Annotated in this window: 14 protein-coding genes; 8 read left to right on the forward strand and 6 right to left on the reverse strand. The window is 71.0% G+C overall.

Translation table 11 applies throughout. The features are described 5' to 3' along the window. Positions 1-133: 133 nt before the first annotated feature. The 3 genes from AB0N06_RS14465 to rsmH are packed head-to-tail and all read right to left on the reverse strand — an operon-like array spanning position 134 to position 3,738. Positions 134-2,134, reverse strand: coding sequence for a penicillin-binding protein 2 (locus AB0N06_RS14465; RefSeq protein ID WP_366135013.1), 2,001 nt, complete (start codon positions 2,132-2,134; stop codon positions 134-136). Between the two features lie 4 nt (positions 2,135-2,138). Further along, a complete protein-coding gene (locus AB0N06_RS14470; protein WP_366135014.1) occupies positions 2,139-2,723 on the reverse strand; it encodes a septum formation initiator in 585 nt (194 codons plus the stop codon). A gap of 49 nt (positions 2,724-2,772) precedes the next feature. Next, complete coding sequence (gene rsmH, locus AB0N06_RS14475; RefSeq protein ID WP_358858034.1) at positions 2,773-3,738, reverse strand: 16S rRNA (cytosine(1402)-N(4))-methyltransferase RsmH; 966 nt, start codon at positions 3,736-3,738, stop codon at positions 2,773-2,775. A gap of 381 nt (positions 3,739-4,119) precedes the next feature. Between rsmH and AB0N06_RS14480 the strand changes: the two genes are divergently transcribed. The 4 genes from AB0N06_RS14480 (at position 4,120) to AB0N06_RS14495 (ending at position 9,775) form a co-directional block, all read left to right on the forward strand. Continuing rightward, the gene (locus tag AB0N06_RS14480; protein WP_366135015.1) at positions 4,120-4,683 is read left to right on the forward strand and encodes a carbonic anhydrase; all 564 of its coding nucleotides are present in this window, start codon (positions 4,120-4,122) and stop codon (positions 4,681-4,683) included. A 241-nt stretch (positions 4,684-4,924) separates the two neighbouring features. Further along, positions 4,925-5,977, forward strand: a complete 1,053-nt coding sequence (locus tag AB0N06_RS14485) for a MoxR family ATPase (protein ID WP_366135016.1) — start codon at positions 4,925-4,927, stop codon at positions 5,975-5,977. 23 nt (positions 5,978-6,000) lie between these two features. Then, positions 6,001-7,353 carry a DUF58 domain-containing protein gene (locus AB0N06_RS14490; RefSeq protein ID WP_366135017.1) on the forward strand — a complete coding sequence of 451 codons (1,353 nt, stop codon included), beginning with the start codon at positions 6,001-6,003 and terminating at the stop codon, positions 7,351-7,353. Between the two features lie 10 nt (positions 7,354-7,363). Then, positions 7,364-9,775, forward strand: coding sequence for a DUF3488 and transglutaminase-like domain-containing protein (locus AB0N06_RS14495; protein WP_366135018.1), 2,412 nt, complete (start codon positions 7,364-7,366; stop codon positions 9,773-9,775). Between the two features lie 235 nt (positions 9,776-10,010). On the opposite strand, the gene AB0N06_RS14500 is transcribed toward AB0N06_RS14495, so the two are convergent. From AB0N06_RS14500 to AB0N06_RS14510, 3 genes are all read right to left on the reverse strand, one after another. Continuing rightward, on the reverse strand, positions 10,011-10,403 hold the full coding sequence (locus tag AB0N06_RS14500) for a DUF3040 domain-containing protein (protein ID WP_366135019.1): 393 nt from the start codon (positions 10,401-10,403) through the stop codon (positions 10,011-10,013). Between the two features lie 272 nt (positions 10,404-10,675). Next, positions 10,676-11,434, reverse strand: a complete 759-nt coding sequence (locus AB0N06_RS14505) for a methyltransferase (protein WP_366135020.1) — start codon at positions 11,432-11,434, stop codon at positions 10,676-10,678. A gap of 102 nt (positions 11,435-11,536) precedes the next feature. Beyond that, a complete protein-coding gene (locus AB0N06_RS14510) occupies positions 11,537-12,091 on the reverse strand; it encodes an SAV_6107 family HEPN domain-containing protein (protein ID WP_366135021.1) in 555 nt (184 codons plus the stop codon). A 165-nt stretch (positions 12,092-12,256) separates the two neighbouring features. Here AB0N06_RS14510 and AB0N06_RS14515 point away from each other — a divergent pair, with 165 nt between their 5' ends. The 4 genes from AB0N06_RS14515 to AB0N06_RS14530 all read left to right on the forward strand — a co-directional run bounded on the left by AB0N06_RS14515 (position 12,257) and on the right by AB0N06_RS14530 (position 16,738). Continuing rightward, a complete protein-coding gene (locus tag AB0N06_RS14515) occupies positions 12,257-13,057 on the forward strand; it encodes an ATP-binding cassette domain-containing protein (protein WP_366135022.1) in 801 nt (266 codons plus the stop codon). After that, positions 13,029-15,116, forward strand: a complete 2,088-nt coding sequence (locus tag AB0N06_RS14520) for a YhgE/Pip domain-containing protein (protein ID WP_366135023.1) — start codon at positions 13,029-13,031, stop codon at positions 15,114-15,116. The genes AB0N06_RS14515 and AB0N06_RS14520 overlap by 29 nt, the downstream gene beginning before the upstream one ends. Positions 15,117-15,145: 29 nt before the next feature. Further along, positions 15,146-15,757 (forward strand): TetR/AcrR family transcriptional regulator, encoded by a 612-nt coding sequence (locus AB0N06_RS14525; RefSeq protein WP_366135024.1) that lies wholly within the window; start codon positions 15,146-15,148, stop codon positions 15,755-15,757. Positions 15,758-16,108: 351 nt separating this feature from the next. Next, positions 16,109-16,738, forward strand: coding sequence for a DUF4126 domain-containing protein (locus AB0N06_RS14530; RefSeq protein ID WP_366135025.1), 630 nt, complete (start codon positions 16,109-16,111; stop codon positions 16,736-16,738). Positions 16,739-16,741: the final 3 nt, after the last annotated feature.

The raw sequence follows: 16,741 nt of genomic DNA on the forward strand, positions 1-16,741 counted from the left end.
CAGCGTGGGGCACGGCGGTGAGCGTACCGGGCGCACCCGGCGTCTCGCTAAGTGAGGGGGCAGGGTTGCGGTGGTTCCCGTTCCGGTTCCCGGGTTCGGGGGTGATGGTTGTCACTGGCTGGTTTCCCCGAGTTCACTCGCCGGGATTGAAGGACACGGGCAGCCGGGCTGACTCGCTGCCGGACGGTGGGGTCTGGAGCGTCTTCAGCGCGAACTCCATGACCTGCTTGTAGATGGGACCGCAGATCTGACCGCCGAAGTAGCTCCCCTTGGTGGGGTTCTGGATCGCGCAGTAGACGGTGATCTGCGGGTCGTCGGCGGGCGCGAAGCCCGCGAAGGACGCGGTGTAGCCGTGGTAGCCGCCTCGGACCGGGTCGACCCGGTTGGCCGTGCCGGTCTTGCCCGCGACCCGGTATCCGGGGATGCGGGCCTTGGTGCCGGTGCCCTCCTCGTCACCGACCACCGACTCCAGCATGCCCGCGAGTGTTTTCGCGGTCTTCTTGCTGATCACCCGGGTCTGTTCGGGGGCGGCGGCGGGCGTGAAGCGGCCGTCCGCGCCCTTGGTTCCGCGGATCAGGGTGGGCTGGATCCGGACGCCGCCGTTGGCGATCGTCGAGTAGACCGAGGCGGCCTGCATCGCGTTGAGTGAGAGTCCCTGGCCGAACGGGATCGTGTACTGCTGGGAGGTCGACCAGTCCTGCGGCTTGGCGAGGATGCCGGGGGTCTCGCCCGGGTAGTTCAGCCCGGTCGGGCGGCCGATGCCGAATTTGCGCAGATACGAGTAGAGGACCTTGTTGGCCTGCGGCTGGGTCCTGCCGAGCTGCCCGGTGGCCAGGATGGTGCCGATGTTGCTGGACTTGGCGAGTACGCCGTTGAGCGTCAGGTACCAGGTGGCGTGGTCGATGTCGTCCTTGAAGAGCCGGTCGCCGCGGTGCAGCCGGTTGGGGACGGTGACATGGGTGCCGGGGGTGGCCACTCCCTCCTCCAGCACGGCGGCCATGGACATGACCTTGCTGGTGGAGCCCGGTTCGTAGACGTCCTGCAGCGCCGCGTTGCCCAGCGACGCCGCGTCGGCCTGCGAGAGGTCGTTGGGGTCGAATCCCGGGGCGTTGGCCATGGCGAGGACCTCGCTGGTCTTCGCGTTCTGCACGATCACATAGCCGCGGTCCGCCCTGGACTTCTTCACCTGGTCCGAGATGGCCTGCTGCGCGGCCCACTGGATGTCCCGGTCGATGGTCAGCTCGATGTCGGAACCCGCGACCGCCGGGACCTCGCTGGTGCCCGCGGTGGGCACCCGGCGGCCGCCGGACTGAGCGTACTTGATCTTGCCGTCCTCGCCCGCGAGCTCCTTGTCCAGCTGTGACTCGAGGCCGCCCGCACCCTTGCCCTCGGCGTTGACGTAACCCAGTATCCCGGCGGCCAGCGCGCCATTGGGGTAGACCCGCTTGGTGGTCGCCTCCTGGAAGACACCGGCCAGCACATTGGCCCCGGTGCCGCCGTTCGCCCTGTCCTTCTGCACCTTCTCGGCGAAAACGGACTTGAGGTCCTTGATCTGCTTCCAGACCTGCGGGGTCTGGCGGCGGGCCAGCACCACGTACCGGCTCTTCGGCTTCGACAGCTTCTTCGCCAGCTCCTCTGCCTCGACGCCGAGGATGGGCGCGAGGAGGGCCGCGGCCTGCTCCGGTGCGTCCGGGGCCTTGCTGTCCTCGGGTGTGAACATCTTGGGGTCGGCGGTGATGTTGTACGCGTCGACGCTGGTGGCCAGGGCGATCCCGCTGCGGTCGGTGATCTCACCGCGCTCGGCGGCCACCGTGTACTCGAGGTAGCGGTTCTTGTCGGCCTTGGCCGCGTACGCACTGGCATCGACGGCCTGCACCTGCAGGAGCCGCACGACGAACGCCAGCATGACGAGTGTCAGCGCCAGGCTGACCAGCCGGAGCCGGGGGCGCGGGCTGCCCAGCCGCAGCGGGCGCGCCGATCCCTTGCGCGGAGTACGGCGACCCTTTGCGCGGGGTGCGGCTGCGGCGGACGACGGGCGGCGGGCGGCGGGCCGGGGGCGGCCGGAGCCGGCTCCGGCGCTGCGGGGACGCGCGGGGCCGGGGACCCGGCGGCGCGGTGGTTCCTTCGAGGGCACTGCGTCACCTGCCGGGGCTCGTCGAGGACTGGTTTGCCGGGGTGCGCGGCTGCGCGGAGGTGCTGGGCTTCGTCGCGGGCGGGGCTGCCGAGGTGCTGGACTTCGTCACGGGCGGGGCCGAAGGCGAGCCGGTGACCGGCGTTGTGGACATGGACGAGGCGGCGGCGGACGGCGGGGGTGCCGCCTGCCGGGTCTGCCGGGGGGCTGCGGGGGTCGGCAGGGCGGAGGCCTCGGACGGGACACCGCGGACCGTGCCGCCGGGTTCGAGGAAGGCGGGGCTGCCGCCGGGCACCATGCCCAGTTCGCGGGCGCGGCGCTCCAGTGCGTCGGGCTTCGAGTACCCGTCGACGTCGTGCTGGAGCGCCTGCTGCTCGTCGGTGAGCTCGGTGGTCCGCTTCTTCAGTTCGCTCAGCCTGAACGAACCTTCGTTGAGCGCGGAGTTCAGCAGCAGCAGGGTGATCAGTCCGCCGCCGAGGAGCAGCACGACCAGCAGGACGAAGGGCGTACGCGCCGCGTTGCTGGGCCCGGAGGGCATCAGCCGGGCGAGGCGCGCGGCCCGCCCCTTCAGCTGTCGGGCCGATCCGCTCACCGCGCCACCTCGGGCTCTCCCGGTGCCGTGCCGGCCGGACCGGCCGCACTCACCGCTCCTCCTCGCGGATCCGCTGGGCGCCGCGCAACCGGGCGGGGGCGGCTCGCCGGTTCTCGGCGACCTCCTCCTCCGTGGGCAGTTCCGCGCCGCGGGTCAGCAGCTTGAGCCGGGGCTGGTAACGCTCGGGGACGACGGGCAGGCCGGGCGGCGCCGTGTTGGCGGCGCCCGCCGCGAACACCTGCTTGACCAGGCGGTCCTCCAGCGAATGGTACGAGAGAACGGCGATCCTGCCGCCGACGGCGAGGGACTGCACCGCGGCCGGGATCGCCCGCTCCAGGACGGCGAGCTCGCCGTTGACCTCGATGCGCAGCGCCTGGAAGGTGCGCTTGGCCGGGTTGCCGCCGGTGCGCTTGGCGGCCTGCGGCAGCGAGTCCCGGATCAGTTCGACGAGCCGGGCGCTGTTGCTGAACGGCTCCTTCTCGCGCTCGCGCACGATCGCGGAGACGATCCGCTTGGCCTGCTTCTCTTCGCCGTAAGCACGCAGGATCCGGACGAGTTCGCCAGGCGGATAGGTGTTGAGCACCTCGGCCGCGCCGATGCCGGTCGTCTGGTCCATCCGCATGTCGAGCGGGGCGTCCTGGGCGTACGCGAATCCGCGGTCGGCCTCGTCCAGCTGCATGGAGGAGACACCGAGGTCGAACAAAATGCCCTGGACCTTGGGGATGCCGAGCCGGGCGAGCACCTCGGGCAGTTCGTCGTAGACGGCGTGCACCAGGGTGGCCCGGTCGCCGTACGGGGCGAGCCGCTCGCCGGAGAGCCGCAGCGCTTCCTTGTCCCGGTCCAGCGCGATCAGCCGGGCGGACGGGAAAGCGGCGAGCAGCGCCTCGCTGTGGCCACCGAGGCCGAGGGTGCAGTCGACGACCACGGGCTGCTGCGGGCCCGGCGCTTCCAGAGCCGGGGCCAACAGGTCCAGGCATCGCTGGAGCATCACCGGGACGTGTCGGGTCTGGCTCATGCGCCCTCTCAGGCTCAGGTCCCGTGTGGCGGCTCGTACGGCCTGGTCCCCGCCCGCTCGGAAGGGGAGGTCCACCGGCGCCGGGGAAGTGGCGTCAGCCGACCAGCGAGCGGGAGAGGGCCGGGCCGTACGTACGCCGCGCACACAGCGGAAATCTTCGGAATGTGCAGGGTGTCGGTATCCTCCGGTTACTTTAGTCCACCCTGCCATTCGATCGATTCCCGATCAATCAACGGGGCAGCGCGTCGCCCCGCCCTCCCTATCACCCGGTCGAGCTATTCGTTGTGAGGCTTGTGGGTTGCCTCACAACAAGCCTCGTTGACGTTCTTTGTCCGCTCTCACAGCACGCCGGAGCGAACTGTGCGAGCTAACGTCATATCCATGTCGACTTCCGCGCACCCCCACGCCGAGCTCTCCGCATCCGCTGCCGGTCAGGCCCGCACCGGCGGGACCGTCACCGACCGCCTGGTCGAGGCGAACATCCGTTACGCGGCCGAGTTCGACGACCCCGGCATGGACGCGCGGCCGGTGCTGAAGGTCGCCGTGGTCGCCTGCATGGACGCCCGGCTCGACCTGCACGACGCGCTCGGCCTCGCGCTCGGCGACTGCCACACCATCCGCAACGCGGGCGGCGTGGTCACCGACGACGTGATCCGCTCGCTCACCATCAGCCAGCGAGCCCTCGGCACCCGCAGCGTCATACTCATTCACCACACCAACTGCGGCCTCGAATCGATCACCGAGGAGTTCCGGCAGGAGCTGGAGGCGGAGGTCGGCCAGCGCCCGGTCTGGGCCGTGGAGGCGTACAAGGACGCGGATCAGGACGTGCGGCAGTCCATGCAGCGCGTCCGCACCTCGCCGTTCCTGCTGCACACCGACGACGTCCGCGGCTTCGTCTTCGACGTGACCAGCGGCTTGCTCCGCGAGATCCTTCCCGTCGCCTGACCCTGATTGCACGTCCGGCGGGCACCGAAAAGGGCCTGAAGCCTGACATTTCGCATCCACTTGTCCACAGGCGAGTGACACGAAGCGGTCACGCCAACAAGAATGCGGGTGTGACACCCACCAGGCCTGTACCGGAGGGTGTCCGTACATCGGGGTGGGCCGGGCCAACTGGAGCGCATCGGCCCGTGAATGGGGTACCCCCTGCTCCTTGAGAGCGCGGGGCAGGGCCGAGGAGGGCCGGGTGACGACCTATGACGATCGAGCGAGCCTCACAGATCTGACCGCCACAGCGGAGCGGGTGCGCAGGTCGGTGGAGAGTGTGATCGAAGGCAAGCCTGAGGTCGTACGGCTTTCGCTGACCGTGCTGCTCGCGGAGGGGCATCTCCTCATCGAGGACGTCCCTGGGGTCGGCAAGACGATGCTGGCCAAGGCGCTCGCGCGGTCGATCGACTGCTCGGTGCGGCGCATCCAGTTCACACCTGACCTGCTGCCTTCGGACATCACCGGCGTGTCGGTCTTCGACCAGCAGCGGCGCGACTTCGAATTCAAGCCGGGCGCGATCTTCGCCCAGATCGTGATCGGCGACGAGATCAACCGCGCCTCGCCGAAGACCCAGTCCGCTCTGCTGGAGTCGATGGAGGAGCGCCAGGTCACCATCGACGGGCACAGTTACGGACTGCCGGACCCGTTCATGGTGGTGGCCACCCAGAACCCGGTCGAGATGGAGGGCACCTATCCGCTGCCCGAGGCCCAGCGCGACCGGTTCATGGCCCGCGTGTCGATCGGCTACCCCAGCGCGGAGGCCGAACTGCAGATGCTCGATGTGCACGGCGGGATCTCGCCGCTCGACGATCTGCAACCGGTGGCGCACGCCCACGACATCGTGAAGCTGATCGAGGCCGTGCGGACGGTCCATGTCGCCGATTCGGTGCAGCGGTACGCGGTGGAGCTGGTCAGCGCCACCCGCACCCACCCGGATCTCAGACTCGGCGCCTCGCCGCGCGCCACCCTGCATCTGGTGCGAGCCGCCAAGGCGTCCGCGGCGCTGACCGGGCGGGACTACTGTCTGCCGGACGATGTGCAGGCGCTGGCCGTCCCGGTGCTCGCGCACCGGTTGCTGCCCACCGCACAGGCCCAGCTGAACCGCCGCACCGCGGAGCAGGTCGTGCTGGAGATCCTCCAGCAGACTCCGGTGCCGACCGCGGCCGGCGGTACGTCGGTCCCGGCGCCGCAGCACCAGCCGGGGCGGCCGGTGTACGGCCGGCAGCAGCCGCCCGGCGCGCGGCGGGCGTGATGACGGCCGGGGGGTCCGCCTCGATGGAGGACGGAGACGGCAAAGGCGGTCTGCGGGCCGCGCTGGGCGGGCTGACCACGCGTGGGCGGTCCTTCCTCGCTGCCGGAATCGCGGCTGCTGTCTGCGCGTATGTGCTCGGCCAGGGTGATCTGCTGCGGGTCGGGCTGCTGCTCACCGTGCTCCCGCTGGTCTGTGCGACGGTGCTCCTCCGCACCCGCTACCAGGTCGCGGGCACCCGGCGGCTCTCCCCGTCCCGAGTGCCCGCGGGCACCGAGGCACGGGTGCATCTGCGGATGGAGAACGTGTCCCGGCTGCCCACCGGGCTGCTGATGCTGCAGGACCGGGTGCCCTATGTGCTCGGGCCGCGCCCCCGGTTCGTCCTGGACCGGGTGGAGGCGGGCGGCCGGCGTGAGGTGTCCTACCGGGTCCGGTCGGATCTGCGCGGGCGGTATCCGCTCGGGCCGCTGCAGCTTCGGCTGAGCGATCCGTTCGGGATGTGCGAGCTGACCCGTTCGTTCAGCGCGTACGACACCCTGGTCGTCGTCCCGCGGACCCAGCCGCTGCCGCCGGTGCGGCTGTCGGGTGAGGCGTCCGGGTACGGCGAGGGGCGGCAGCGCTCACTCGCCCTGGCCGGTGAGGACGACGTGATTCCGCGCGGCTACCGGCACGGCGACGATTTGCGCCGGGTCCATTGGCGCTCCACCGCGCGCTACGGCGAGCTGATGGTGCGCCGCGAGGAGCAGCCCCAGCGGGCCAGGTGCACGGTGCTGCTGGACACCCGGCGGATCGCTTATCAGGGGACCGGGCCCGACTCGCCCTTCGAGTGGGCGGTGTCGGGGGCGGCGTCCGCGCTGGTGCACATGCTGGAGCGGGGCTTCGCGGTGCGGCTGCTGACCGACGACGGCAGTTCGGTGCCGGGCGAGGGCGAGGGCGGCTTCGCCGGATCGACCCAGGAGTCCGCCGACTCCGCGGGACTCATGATGGACACCCTCGCGGTTGTCGACCACTCCGACGGGGGCGGTCTGTCGCGCGCGTACGACGTACTGCGCGGCGGCAACGAGGGGCTGCTGGTCGCGTTCCTCGGCGATGTGGACGACGAGCAGACGGCGGTGGCTGCCCGCATGCGGCAGCGCAGCGGCGGCGCCGTCGCGTTCGTCCTGAACAGTGCCGCCTGGATGCACGGCAGCGCGTCCGACGCGGAGCTCGCGGCGTCCGAGGAGCGCCTGCGACGGCTGCGCGAGTCGGGCTGGACAGCGGTCGCGGTGGGGCCGGGGGCGGATCTCGCCCGGCTGTGGCAGCAGGCGGGACAGCAGAGCTCCGTGGCGCAGTCCGCGCTGTCGGGCAGCACGACAGGTTTCACCGGTGGATGGTCATGAGGGGACAGTCATGAGCGGTCGCGGTCGGCTGGCGCTGTGTGCCTTTGCGGCGACGCTGTTGGCGGCGGGTTCGATGCTGCCGCTGGTCCACCCGACCGGATGGATCCTGCCGGCCACGGTCCTGCTGGCGATCCAGAGCGGGGTGGGCGCGCTCGCCCGCCGGGTGCCGCTGCCGCGGCTGCTGATCGTCACGGCACAGTTCCTGGTCACCCTGGTGCTGCTGACCGCGATGTTCGCACGGGAGCAGGCCATGGTCGGCTTTCTGCCGGGCCCCGAGGCCGTACGGCACCTGGCGGACCTGCTGCGGGCGGGCGCGGACGATGTCGGGCAGTACGCCATCCCGGCGCCCGCGACGGCAGGCATCCGGCTGATGCTGGTCGGCGGTGTACTGCTGATCGGTCTGGCCGTGGACACCCTCGCGGTGACGTTTCGCAGCGCGGCCCCGGCCGGGCTACCGCTCCTGGCGCTCTACTCGGTCGCCGCGGGACTGTCCGGCGGCGGCGGCGCGGGCTGGCTCTGGTTCCTGCTCGCCGCCTGCGGCTATCTGCTGCTCCTGCTGGCCGAGGGCCGGGACCGGATCTCCCAGTGGGGACGGGTCTTCGGTGGCGCGGGACGGTCACCGAGCGGTGCGGCGGCCGGCCTCGACGTGTCGGGCGGCCGAGCGCTCGCCCCGGTCCGCACCGGGCGGCGGATCGGTGCGCTGGCGCTGGGCATCGCACTGGCCGTACCGGCGGCCCTGCCCGCTCTCGACGGCGGGTTCCTCGCGGGGACCGGCAGCGGGAACGGCAAGGGCGGTGGCGGCGGCACGATCTCCGCAGTGAACCCGCTGGTCTCGCTGCAGAACAATCTGAACCAGCCGGAGAACCGGGAGGTGATGTCGTACAGCACCAATTCCCGGAACCCGCAGGACTTCTATCTGCGGATCCTGGCCCTGGACCAGTTCAACGGGAGCGAGTGGCGGGCCTCCCGGCGCAGCCTGAAGGACGTGCCGAAGCGGATCCCGGGGCCGGACGGCCTGAGTCCGGATGTCGCCGTCACAGAGATCCGGTCGAACATCTCCTCCTCCCGCTCCTACCAGCAGAGCTATCTGCCGCTCCCCTACCCCGCAACCGAGGTGAAGATCGGCGGGCACTGGCGGTACGAACCCGCGGGGCGCACCCTCGTCGGCGACCGCGGCCAGACGACCAGCGGCGCGCGTTACGAGGTGTCGAGCCTGGTCGTGCAGCCGACCGCGGACCAGCTCGCCGCGGCTCCCGACGCGCCCTCCGAGGTTCTGCGGGAGTACACCAAGGTGCCGGGCTCGCTGCCGGAGGTGGTCAAGAAGACGGCGGACCGGCTGACGAAGGGCGCCGCCAACAACTACGAGCGAGCGGTGAAGCTGCAGAACTACTTCGCCTCCGAGGGCGGCTTCAGCTACGACACCACGGTGACCTCCGGCACCGGCTCGGTCGCGATCGGCCGGTTCCTGAAGGAGAAGAGGGGCTTCTGCGTCCACTTCTCGTTCACGATGGCCGCGATGGCGAGGACGCTGGGCATTCCGGCCCGCGTCGCGGTGGGCTTCACTCCCGGCACGGTGCAGTCGAACGGTGCGGTGTCGGTGGGGCTGCGCGATGCGCACGCCTGGCCCGAGCTGTATTTCGAGGGCGTCGGATGGACCCGGTTCGAACCGACCCCGACGCGTGGCAACGCGCCCGGCTATACCCGGCCGGACGCTCCTGCGGGCAGCGCGGCCGACCCGAGCCTGCCGGAGCAGGGCGCCTCGGCGGCGCCGTCCGCCGCACCGTCCGCCTCGCAGGGCTGCCCGGTGCAGCTGCGCAAGCAGGGCGACTGCGACAACCCGGCGGCATCGGCCGCCGCGGGTCCCACGGACTCGGGGACCCCGACGAGCACCGTTGTCTGGGTGGCTCTGGCCGTGCTGGTGGTCGTCACGCTGCCATTGCTGCCGATGCTGTGGCGGGTACGGGTGCGTAAGCGGAGGCTGGCGTCGTCCGCCGGACGCACGTCGGCCGATGTGACGGCCAGAACGCTGGCGGCCTGGCTGGAGATCATCGATTCGGCGTGGGACCACGGCGTCGAGCCGGACGAATCACAGACCCCGCGGAAGACGGCGGCCCGGGTGGTCCGGCTGGGACGGCTCGACACAGAGGCGGCGGCCGCGGTGCACCGGGTGGCGGGGGCGGTGGAGCAGGTGCTCTACGCCCCGCAGCCCCCGGCGGGCGCCGGGTTCGCCGAGGACGTGGAGACGGTCCGGAACAGCTTGCGGATCTCCGCCGACCGCTTCACCCGGGTCCGGGCGGTCGTGGCACCGCGATCGGCCATTCGGGTGATGGACGCGCTCTCGGAACGCGGATCGGCTGTCGCCGGCAGGTGGGCTGCGCGGTGGGGCGGTTGGCCGCGATGGCCGTCCCGGCAGCAGAGCTGAGGCATGGCGCGCGGCCTCCGGCTGCGCCGTGTCCTGGAGCCCCCGTAACCTCAAGGGCCTCAAGGGCATGAGGGTGATCCCTTCGACGGGCTCGATAGAGCAAGCCCATCCGGCGGCCGCGGGCCGTCCGGCGTTCGAGGGCACCCCGTGAGCGGTCACGGCACTGGTGCGGACATGAGTGAGGGGGCGGCCGCAGAAATGCGGCCGCCCCCTCACTCATCGGTGTTCCGAAGCGTTACTGGCCCTGCTCGTCGCGGCGTCGCTGCCACCGCTGCTCGATCCGGTTCATCACCGTTCGGCGTTGCTTGGGCTGTCGGCGCCCGCTCCCGCCGCCGGCTGCCTGTTGCTCGCCGGGCTTGGGCGCCTTGCGCCACCCAGTGACCGCAAGGACCGCGCAGCCCAGCATGACGAGGAATCCCACCACGCTGATCCAGATCTGCTGGGCGACCATTCCGGCCATGAGGAGCGCGATACCCACCAGGAAGCCTGCGACCGCCTGGTACACCCGTCGTCGGGTGTATGTACGCAGCCCGCTTCCCTCGAGCGCTGTCGCGAACTTGGGATCTTCGGCGTACAGCGCTCGCTCCATCTGCTCGAGCATTCGCTGCTCGTGCTCCGAGAGCGGCACGGAGTCCTCCTCGTCGTCGGCCGCGGGGGGCGGCCGGTATGCGGCCCTTCCAGGATAGGCAGGGAATCACCCCCGTGAAACCCGCCCGCATCGCCAATCAGCCAGTCCGGGCCACCACGGCGGCTCAGCTGCTGAGGCGTAGATTCCCCAACCTCCGATCCGTCATGCCGGATGGTGTCCCCCGATCATACGTGGCGCGGCCCCCGATCGGGCGTCCTGGGGCGTACTCCGTCTGCGGCTGCGTTGCTGATCAGCCGCGCTGCGGCCGCCCCTCAGGCGCCCTTGGTGCCCAGAACGTGCAGCTGGGTCGCGACCGACTGGAAGGCCGGCAGTTCCGCGACGGCGCTCTCCAGCTTGAGCAGTGCCTCCATCGCACCGGGTTCGGTGTCCACCAGGACGCCCGGTACGAGGTCGGCGAAGACCCGTACACCGTGGACCGCGCCGACCTCGACGCCCGTTGCGGAGACCAGCTCGGTGAGCTGCTCCGCGGTGTACCGCCGGGGCACCGGGTCGCCCTCGCCCCAGCGGCCCGCCGGGTCGGTGAGCGCCCGCCGGGCCTCGGTGAAGTGCCCGGCGAGCGCCCGGGCCAGGACGGCGCCGCCGAGTCCGGCGGCGAGCAGGCTGAGTGCACCGGACGGGCGGAGCGCGTCGACCGCGTTCCGTACGCCCTCGGCGGGGTCGTCGACGTACTCCAGGACTCCGTGGCAGAACACCGCGTCGTACCCACCGCGCTCGACCACCTCGAACAGGCCGAGGATGTCGCCCTGGACGCCGCGGACACGGTCGGCGACCCCGGCCTCGGCGGCGCGGCGCTCCAGCGCGAAGAGCGCGTTGGGGCTGGGGTCGACGACGGTGACCTTGTGGCCGAGCCGGGCGACCGGCACGGCGAAGTTGCCGGTGCCGCCGCCGGTGTCCAGGACGTCCAGGGCGCCCCGGCCGGTCGCCTTGACCTGGCGGTCGAGGGCGTCCTTCAGGACCTCCCAGACCACGGCGGTACGGAGGGAGGCGCGGGGGCGCAGCTGGTCCGACACGGCAGATGACTCCTCGGCACGGTGCCGCCGCTGACGGCGGAGCGTGAACAGTGCAGGTGATACAGGTGTTGTCCACCCTATTGCCTCGGGCCACCGCCGCTGTCATCCCGCGTCGGACCGCTCCTTCCGGGTCTGTGGGAGCGTCGGCTGGAGCACCAGCAGCCGCTCGACGAGGCGCAGGAACATGGCCGCGTCGCGCAGCAGATCGTCGGCGTCACGGCTGCTGGCCGCCCCCGGTATGCCCGCTTCCGCGCGGGCCCGGCGGCGGGCCCCGGAGGCGAACAGGGCGCTCCATTCGGTGAGCTCCGGGGCGATCTCCGGGAGGACCTCCCAGGCGCTGCGGATCCTTTCCCGCCGCCGCCTGGTGGTCTCGGGCCGTCCCCGTGCGGCGAGCACGGCGGCAGCAGTGCGCAGGGCCGCGAGGTGGGCGGTGGCATAGCGCTCGTTCGGCACGGTGAGCATGGCGGCCTCGTCGAGGCCGATGCGGGCCTGGGTGAGCAGATCGAGGGCTGCGGGCGGCGCCGTGGCGCGGCGCAGCACGGGGTGGACGTCGTTCGCCGGACCGCTCGATGGGGAGGACGGGGCGGGGCCGGTCGGTGAGGGGGCAGGGCCGCCTGCGCGGCGCCGAGAGGCGGCTGCTGCGGACGAGTTGGCCATGACGAACCTCCTGTCGTCGTGTGACGGCTCCGTGGCCGTGTGTATCCATCGTGAGGGTCACCACTGACAATCGACCCCGTTCGGCCCCTGACCTGCACTTTTGCCTCGATCGCAAGTTCGGGCTATTTTTTTGCACTGACCAGTCAGTCTAAAAAAGGAGAGTCTGTGGACAGCCCGCACGGGGCAGCTGTCACCGCCGAGGACTTCGGGCTCAAAGGACCGCGCGGCTGGGCCTTCCGAAGCGTGCGGATCGACGCCGGGCCCGGCGCACTGGTCGCGATCGAGGGCCCGTCCGGCTCCGGCCGCACCTGTCTGCTGCTCGCCCTCACCGGCCGGATGCGCCCCTCCGAGGGCCGTGCAGAGATCGGCGGTCTGCGCCTGCCGCGCCAGATGGCCGCCGTACGCAGGATCAGCGCCCTCGGCCCGGTCCCCGGGGTCAGCGAGCTCGACCAGGCCCTCACCGTCTCCGAGCACCTGCGCGAGCGGGCCCTCCTGCAGCGCCGCTTCGACGGCTCGCTGCGTGCCCTGCTCCGCCCGCGCGCCGAGCGCGCCGCCACGGCCCGGGCCCGGATCGACGCCGCGCTGGACGCCGCCGGACTCGACCCCACGACGCTGCCCAAGGCCGAGCGGACCTCCGTACGCGATCTGGAGCGGCTGGAGGCGCTGCGGCTGTCCGTCGCCCTCGCGCTGATCGGCCACCCGCGGCTGCTCGCCGTGGACGACACCGACCTCAAGCTCTCCGACGCCGAACGCGCAGAGGCCTGGAAGATGCTGCGCTCCGTCGCCGCCGGCGGGACGACCGTGATCGCCGTCTGCAGCGAGGCTCCCGAGGGCGCGATCACCGTGCGTACGGACGGCGCCGTGGCCACGGACACCACCGACACCGCAGAGACCACCGACGCCCCTGCGGCGACGGCGACCGAGGAGGGGACGGCCGATGCGATCGCCGAGACTTGCCGCGCTTGAGCTGAAGCGTTTCGGCAGGGGGAAGCTGCCCCGCGCCGCACTCGTCGCGCTCGTGCTGCTGCCCCTGCTCTACGGCGCCCTGTACCTGTGGTCCTTCTGGGACCCGTACAGCCGCCTCGACAAGATCCCCGTCGCCCTGGTCAACAACGACAAGGGCGCCACCGCGGCCGGCAAGCGTATCGAGGCCGGTGACGAGATCACCGCTGAGCTGCTCGACTCCAAGGTCTTCGAGTGGCACGAGGTGAGCTCCGCCGAGGCCGGCCGGGGCGTCGAGGACGGTACGTACTACCTCTCGCTGACCATGCCATCGGATTTCAGCAAGCGGATCGCGTCCAGTTCGGGTGACTCCCCCGAGACCGGCGCTCTCCAGGTCCAGACGAACGACGCCAACAACTACATCGTCGGGCAGATCTCCCGGACGGTGTTCTCCGAGGTCCGCACCGCCGCCTCGACCAACGCCTCGCGTGAATTCCTGGACCAGATCTTCATCTCCTTCTCCGACCTCCACGACGCGACGGCCGAGGCGGCCAAGGGCGCCGACGATCTCAAGGGCGGGATCAGCAAGGCCAAGAAGGGCTCGAAGGACCTCGCGGACGGGCTGAAGGGCGCCAAGGCGGGCAGCGGGCACCTGGAGAGCGGGATCGTCAAGCTGAGCAAGGGTGCGGGAGACCTCGAAACCGGCTCCCGGCAGGTCGCCGAGGGCACCCAGCTCCTCGCCGACAAGGTCAACGGCGTGGCTGCCGACGTCCGCCCGTTCCTGAAGGACAACGGCAAGTCGATCGGTGACACCGCCCGGCTGGTCGCCGATTCCTCGCAGACCGTACGGGACAACCTCGACGTGCTGGTGAAGGAGGCACCCACCGCGGCGACCGCCGCTCACAAGGCCTCCGACGATCTGGCCGACGTCTACCGCACCCGCTGCACGGAGCAGCTGCCCGCCGATCCCACCGCCTGTCCCCCGCTGAAGCGCGCCACGACCGCGGCCGCCGATGTCGCGAAAGTCGCCGACGATGTGAATGTCCTGGTGAAGGACCAGACCGGAGACCTGAAGAAGCTGCGCGGACAGCTCACCACACTGCAGAAGCAGGCCGACGCCCTCGCCGAGCGCTCCCCGCACCTGGACGAGGACCTGAAGTCCGCCGTCACGAAGATCAACGCGCTCAACACCGGCGCCCACAAGGTCGCCGTCGGCGCGAACGAACTGCACACGGGTCTCACCACGGCAAGGACCGGATCCGCCGATCTGAACACCGCCGTCGGCAGGCTGAGGACGGGCGCAACCGACCTGGACGGTGGGTTGATCCGGCTGAACGACGGTTCCGCCGCACTCGCCCAGGGGCTGAACGACGGGATCGGCAAGATCCCGGACTACGACAAGCAGGACCGCGACCGGCGCACCGACGTCATGGCCGATCCGGTCAAGCTCGCCTCCCAGTCGATGCACCAAGCCGCCAACTACGGCACCGGATTCGCGCCCTACTTCATTCCGCTCTCCCTCTGGGTCGGCGCGATGGTGGCGTACATGCTGATCCAGCCGCTCAACCGGCGGGCACTCGCCGCAGGGGCCTCCGCCTGGCGCATTGCCTTCGCCGGGTGGCTGCCGGTGGCCGCGATCGGTCTGCTGCAGGTGGCCGCCCTGATGTCCGTACTGCACTGGGGGCTGGGGCTGCAGATGGCCCATGCCGCCGGGACGATCGGCTTCCTCGCCCTCGTGACCTGCTGCTTCGGTGCGATCGTGCAGTGGCTGAACGCCCGGTTCGGTGCGGCGGGACGAATCCTCGTGCTCGCGGTGCTGATGCTGCAGCTGACCTCGGCCGGGGGCACGTACCCCGTCCAGACCAGCCCCGGCTTCTTCGGTGCGATCCACCCGTACCTGCCGATGAGTTACATCGTCGAGAGCCTGCGCCGGCTGATCACGGGCGGCGGGCTGGGCCCGGTCTGGCAGGACTGCGTCGTGCTGCTGGCGTTCACTGCGGGGGCGCTGGCCCTGACCGCGGTATCCGCCCGGCGCAAGCAGGTGTGGACGCTGGACCGGCTGCACCCGGAGCTGAGCCTGTGAGCGCGCCCGGACCTGTGAGAATCGAGCGCATGGAAAGCAGTAGCAGCACGCGCCGCCAGGCCACCCGGCAGAAGCTCTACGAGGCGGCCGTCACTCTCATCGCCGAGAAGGGCTTCTCGGCGACCACGGTCGACGAGATCGCCGAGCGCGCCGGGGTCGCCAAAGGCACGGTCTACTACAACTTCAAGAGCAAGACCGAGCTCTTCGAGGAGCTGCTGCGGCACGGCGTCGGGCTGCTGACCGCTTCGCTGCGGTCCGCGGCCGAGGAGACGGCGGAGCGCGGCGGTACCCGGGTCGATGCCCTGGACGCGATGATCAGGGCCGGTCTGACCTTCATCGACCGCTATCCGGCCTTCACCCAGCTGTACGTCGCCGAGTTGTGGCGCACCAACCGTGCCTGGCAGGCGACCCTCCTGGTGGTACGTCAGGAGGCGGTCGCCGTGGTCGAGGACGTGCTGCGCGAGGGCGTCGGCAACGGTGAGCTCAGCCAGGAGATCGACATCCCGCTGACGGCGGCCGCGCTGGTCGGCATGGTCCTGGTGGCGGCCCTGGACTGGAAGGCGTTCCAGCCGGAGCGGCCCATGGACGATGTGCACTCGGCACTGTCGCTGCTGCTGCACGGCCGGGTCAGCGGGCACTGACACACCCTCCCCGGGGCGACATCCGCACACGCAAAAGCGCCGGTCTGGCGAGGCTCGATCCCCCGAGCCTCGCCCGACCGGCGCTTCCTGTACTGCCGAAGAGCCTTCCCCCACGGTCTGCGGCCCTCCGTTGCGCACCCCCGCGCCCCCGTCCGGAAGGAGTGCGGCACCCGTTCCGCCGCCCCGTGTCGGCGGTACCGGCGCTGCGCCCCTTCCGTGCTCCCCACTCTTCCGTCTGCGCAGGTGGGAGCCCATCCGCGTACCTACTCATCTCGCCGCCTAGGTACGGATACTCAGAGCTGTGCGCCGGACCCCACCCGGAGCGGCACACTCCTGGTTACGATCGCGTCCGTGTCCGTACTCCCCCTGGTGTTCACAAGTGGCTGGGCGAGCGGGATCAACGCCTACGCGGTGGTCCTGTTGCTCGGCATCTTCGGCGCGACCGGAGTCAGCGACGAGGTGCCGTCGTCGCTGCAGCGCACCGATGTGCTCGTGGTGGCCGCCGTGCTCTTCCTGTGCGAGGCGGTCGCGGACAGGATCCCGTACATGGACTCGGTCTGGGACTCGGTGCACACCGTCGTCAGGCCGGTCGCCGGGGCCGTCGTGGCGGCGCTGCTGGCCGGAGAGAGCGGTTCGCTGCCGGAGCTCGCGGCCGGGGCCGTCGGCGGTTCCACGGCGCTGATGAGCCATCTGGTGAAGGCGGGCACCAGGATGGCGGTGAACACCTCCCCCGAGCCGTTCAGCAATATCGCCGTGAGTACGGCCGAGGACCTCGGCGTCGCCGGGATCATCACGTTCGCGATATTCCATCCGGTGGCGGCGGCGGTCATCGCCGCGACCCTGCTCCTCCTCGGCCTGGTGGTACTGATCTTCCTGGCCTCCCGCATCCGCCGGTTCCTGCGCCGCAGAGCGCAGCGGCGCGAGGAGAAACACCTGGCCGGGACGGGTACGGAGCCTCGTTCGCACTGGCCTTCCGGCTGAGCT

The organism is Streptomyces sp. NPDC051020, from assembly GCF_040683105.1.
GTDB lineage: Bacteria > Actinomycetota > Actinomycetes > Streptomycetales > Streptomycetaceae > Streptomyces.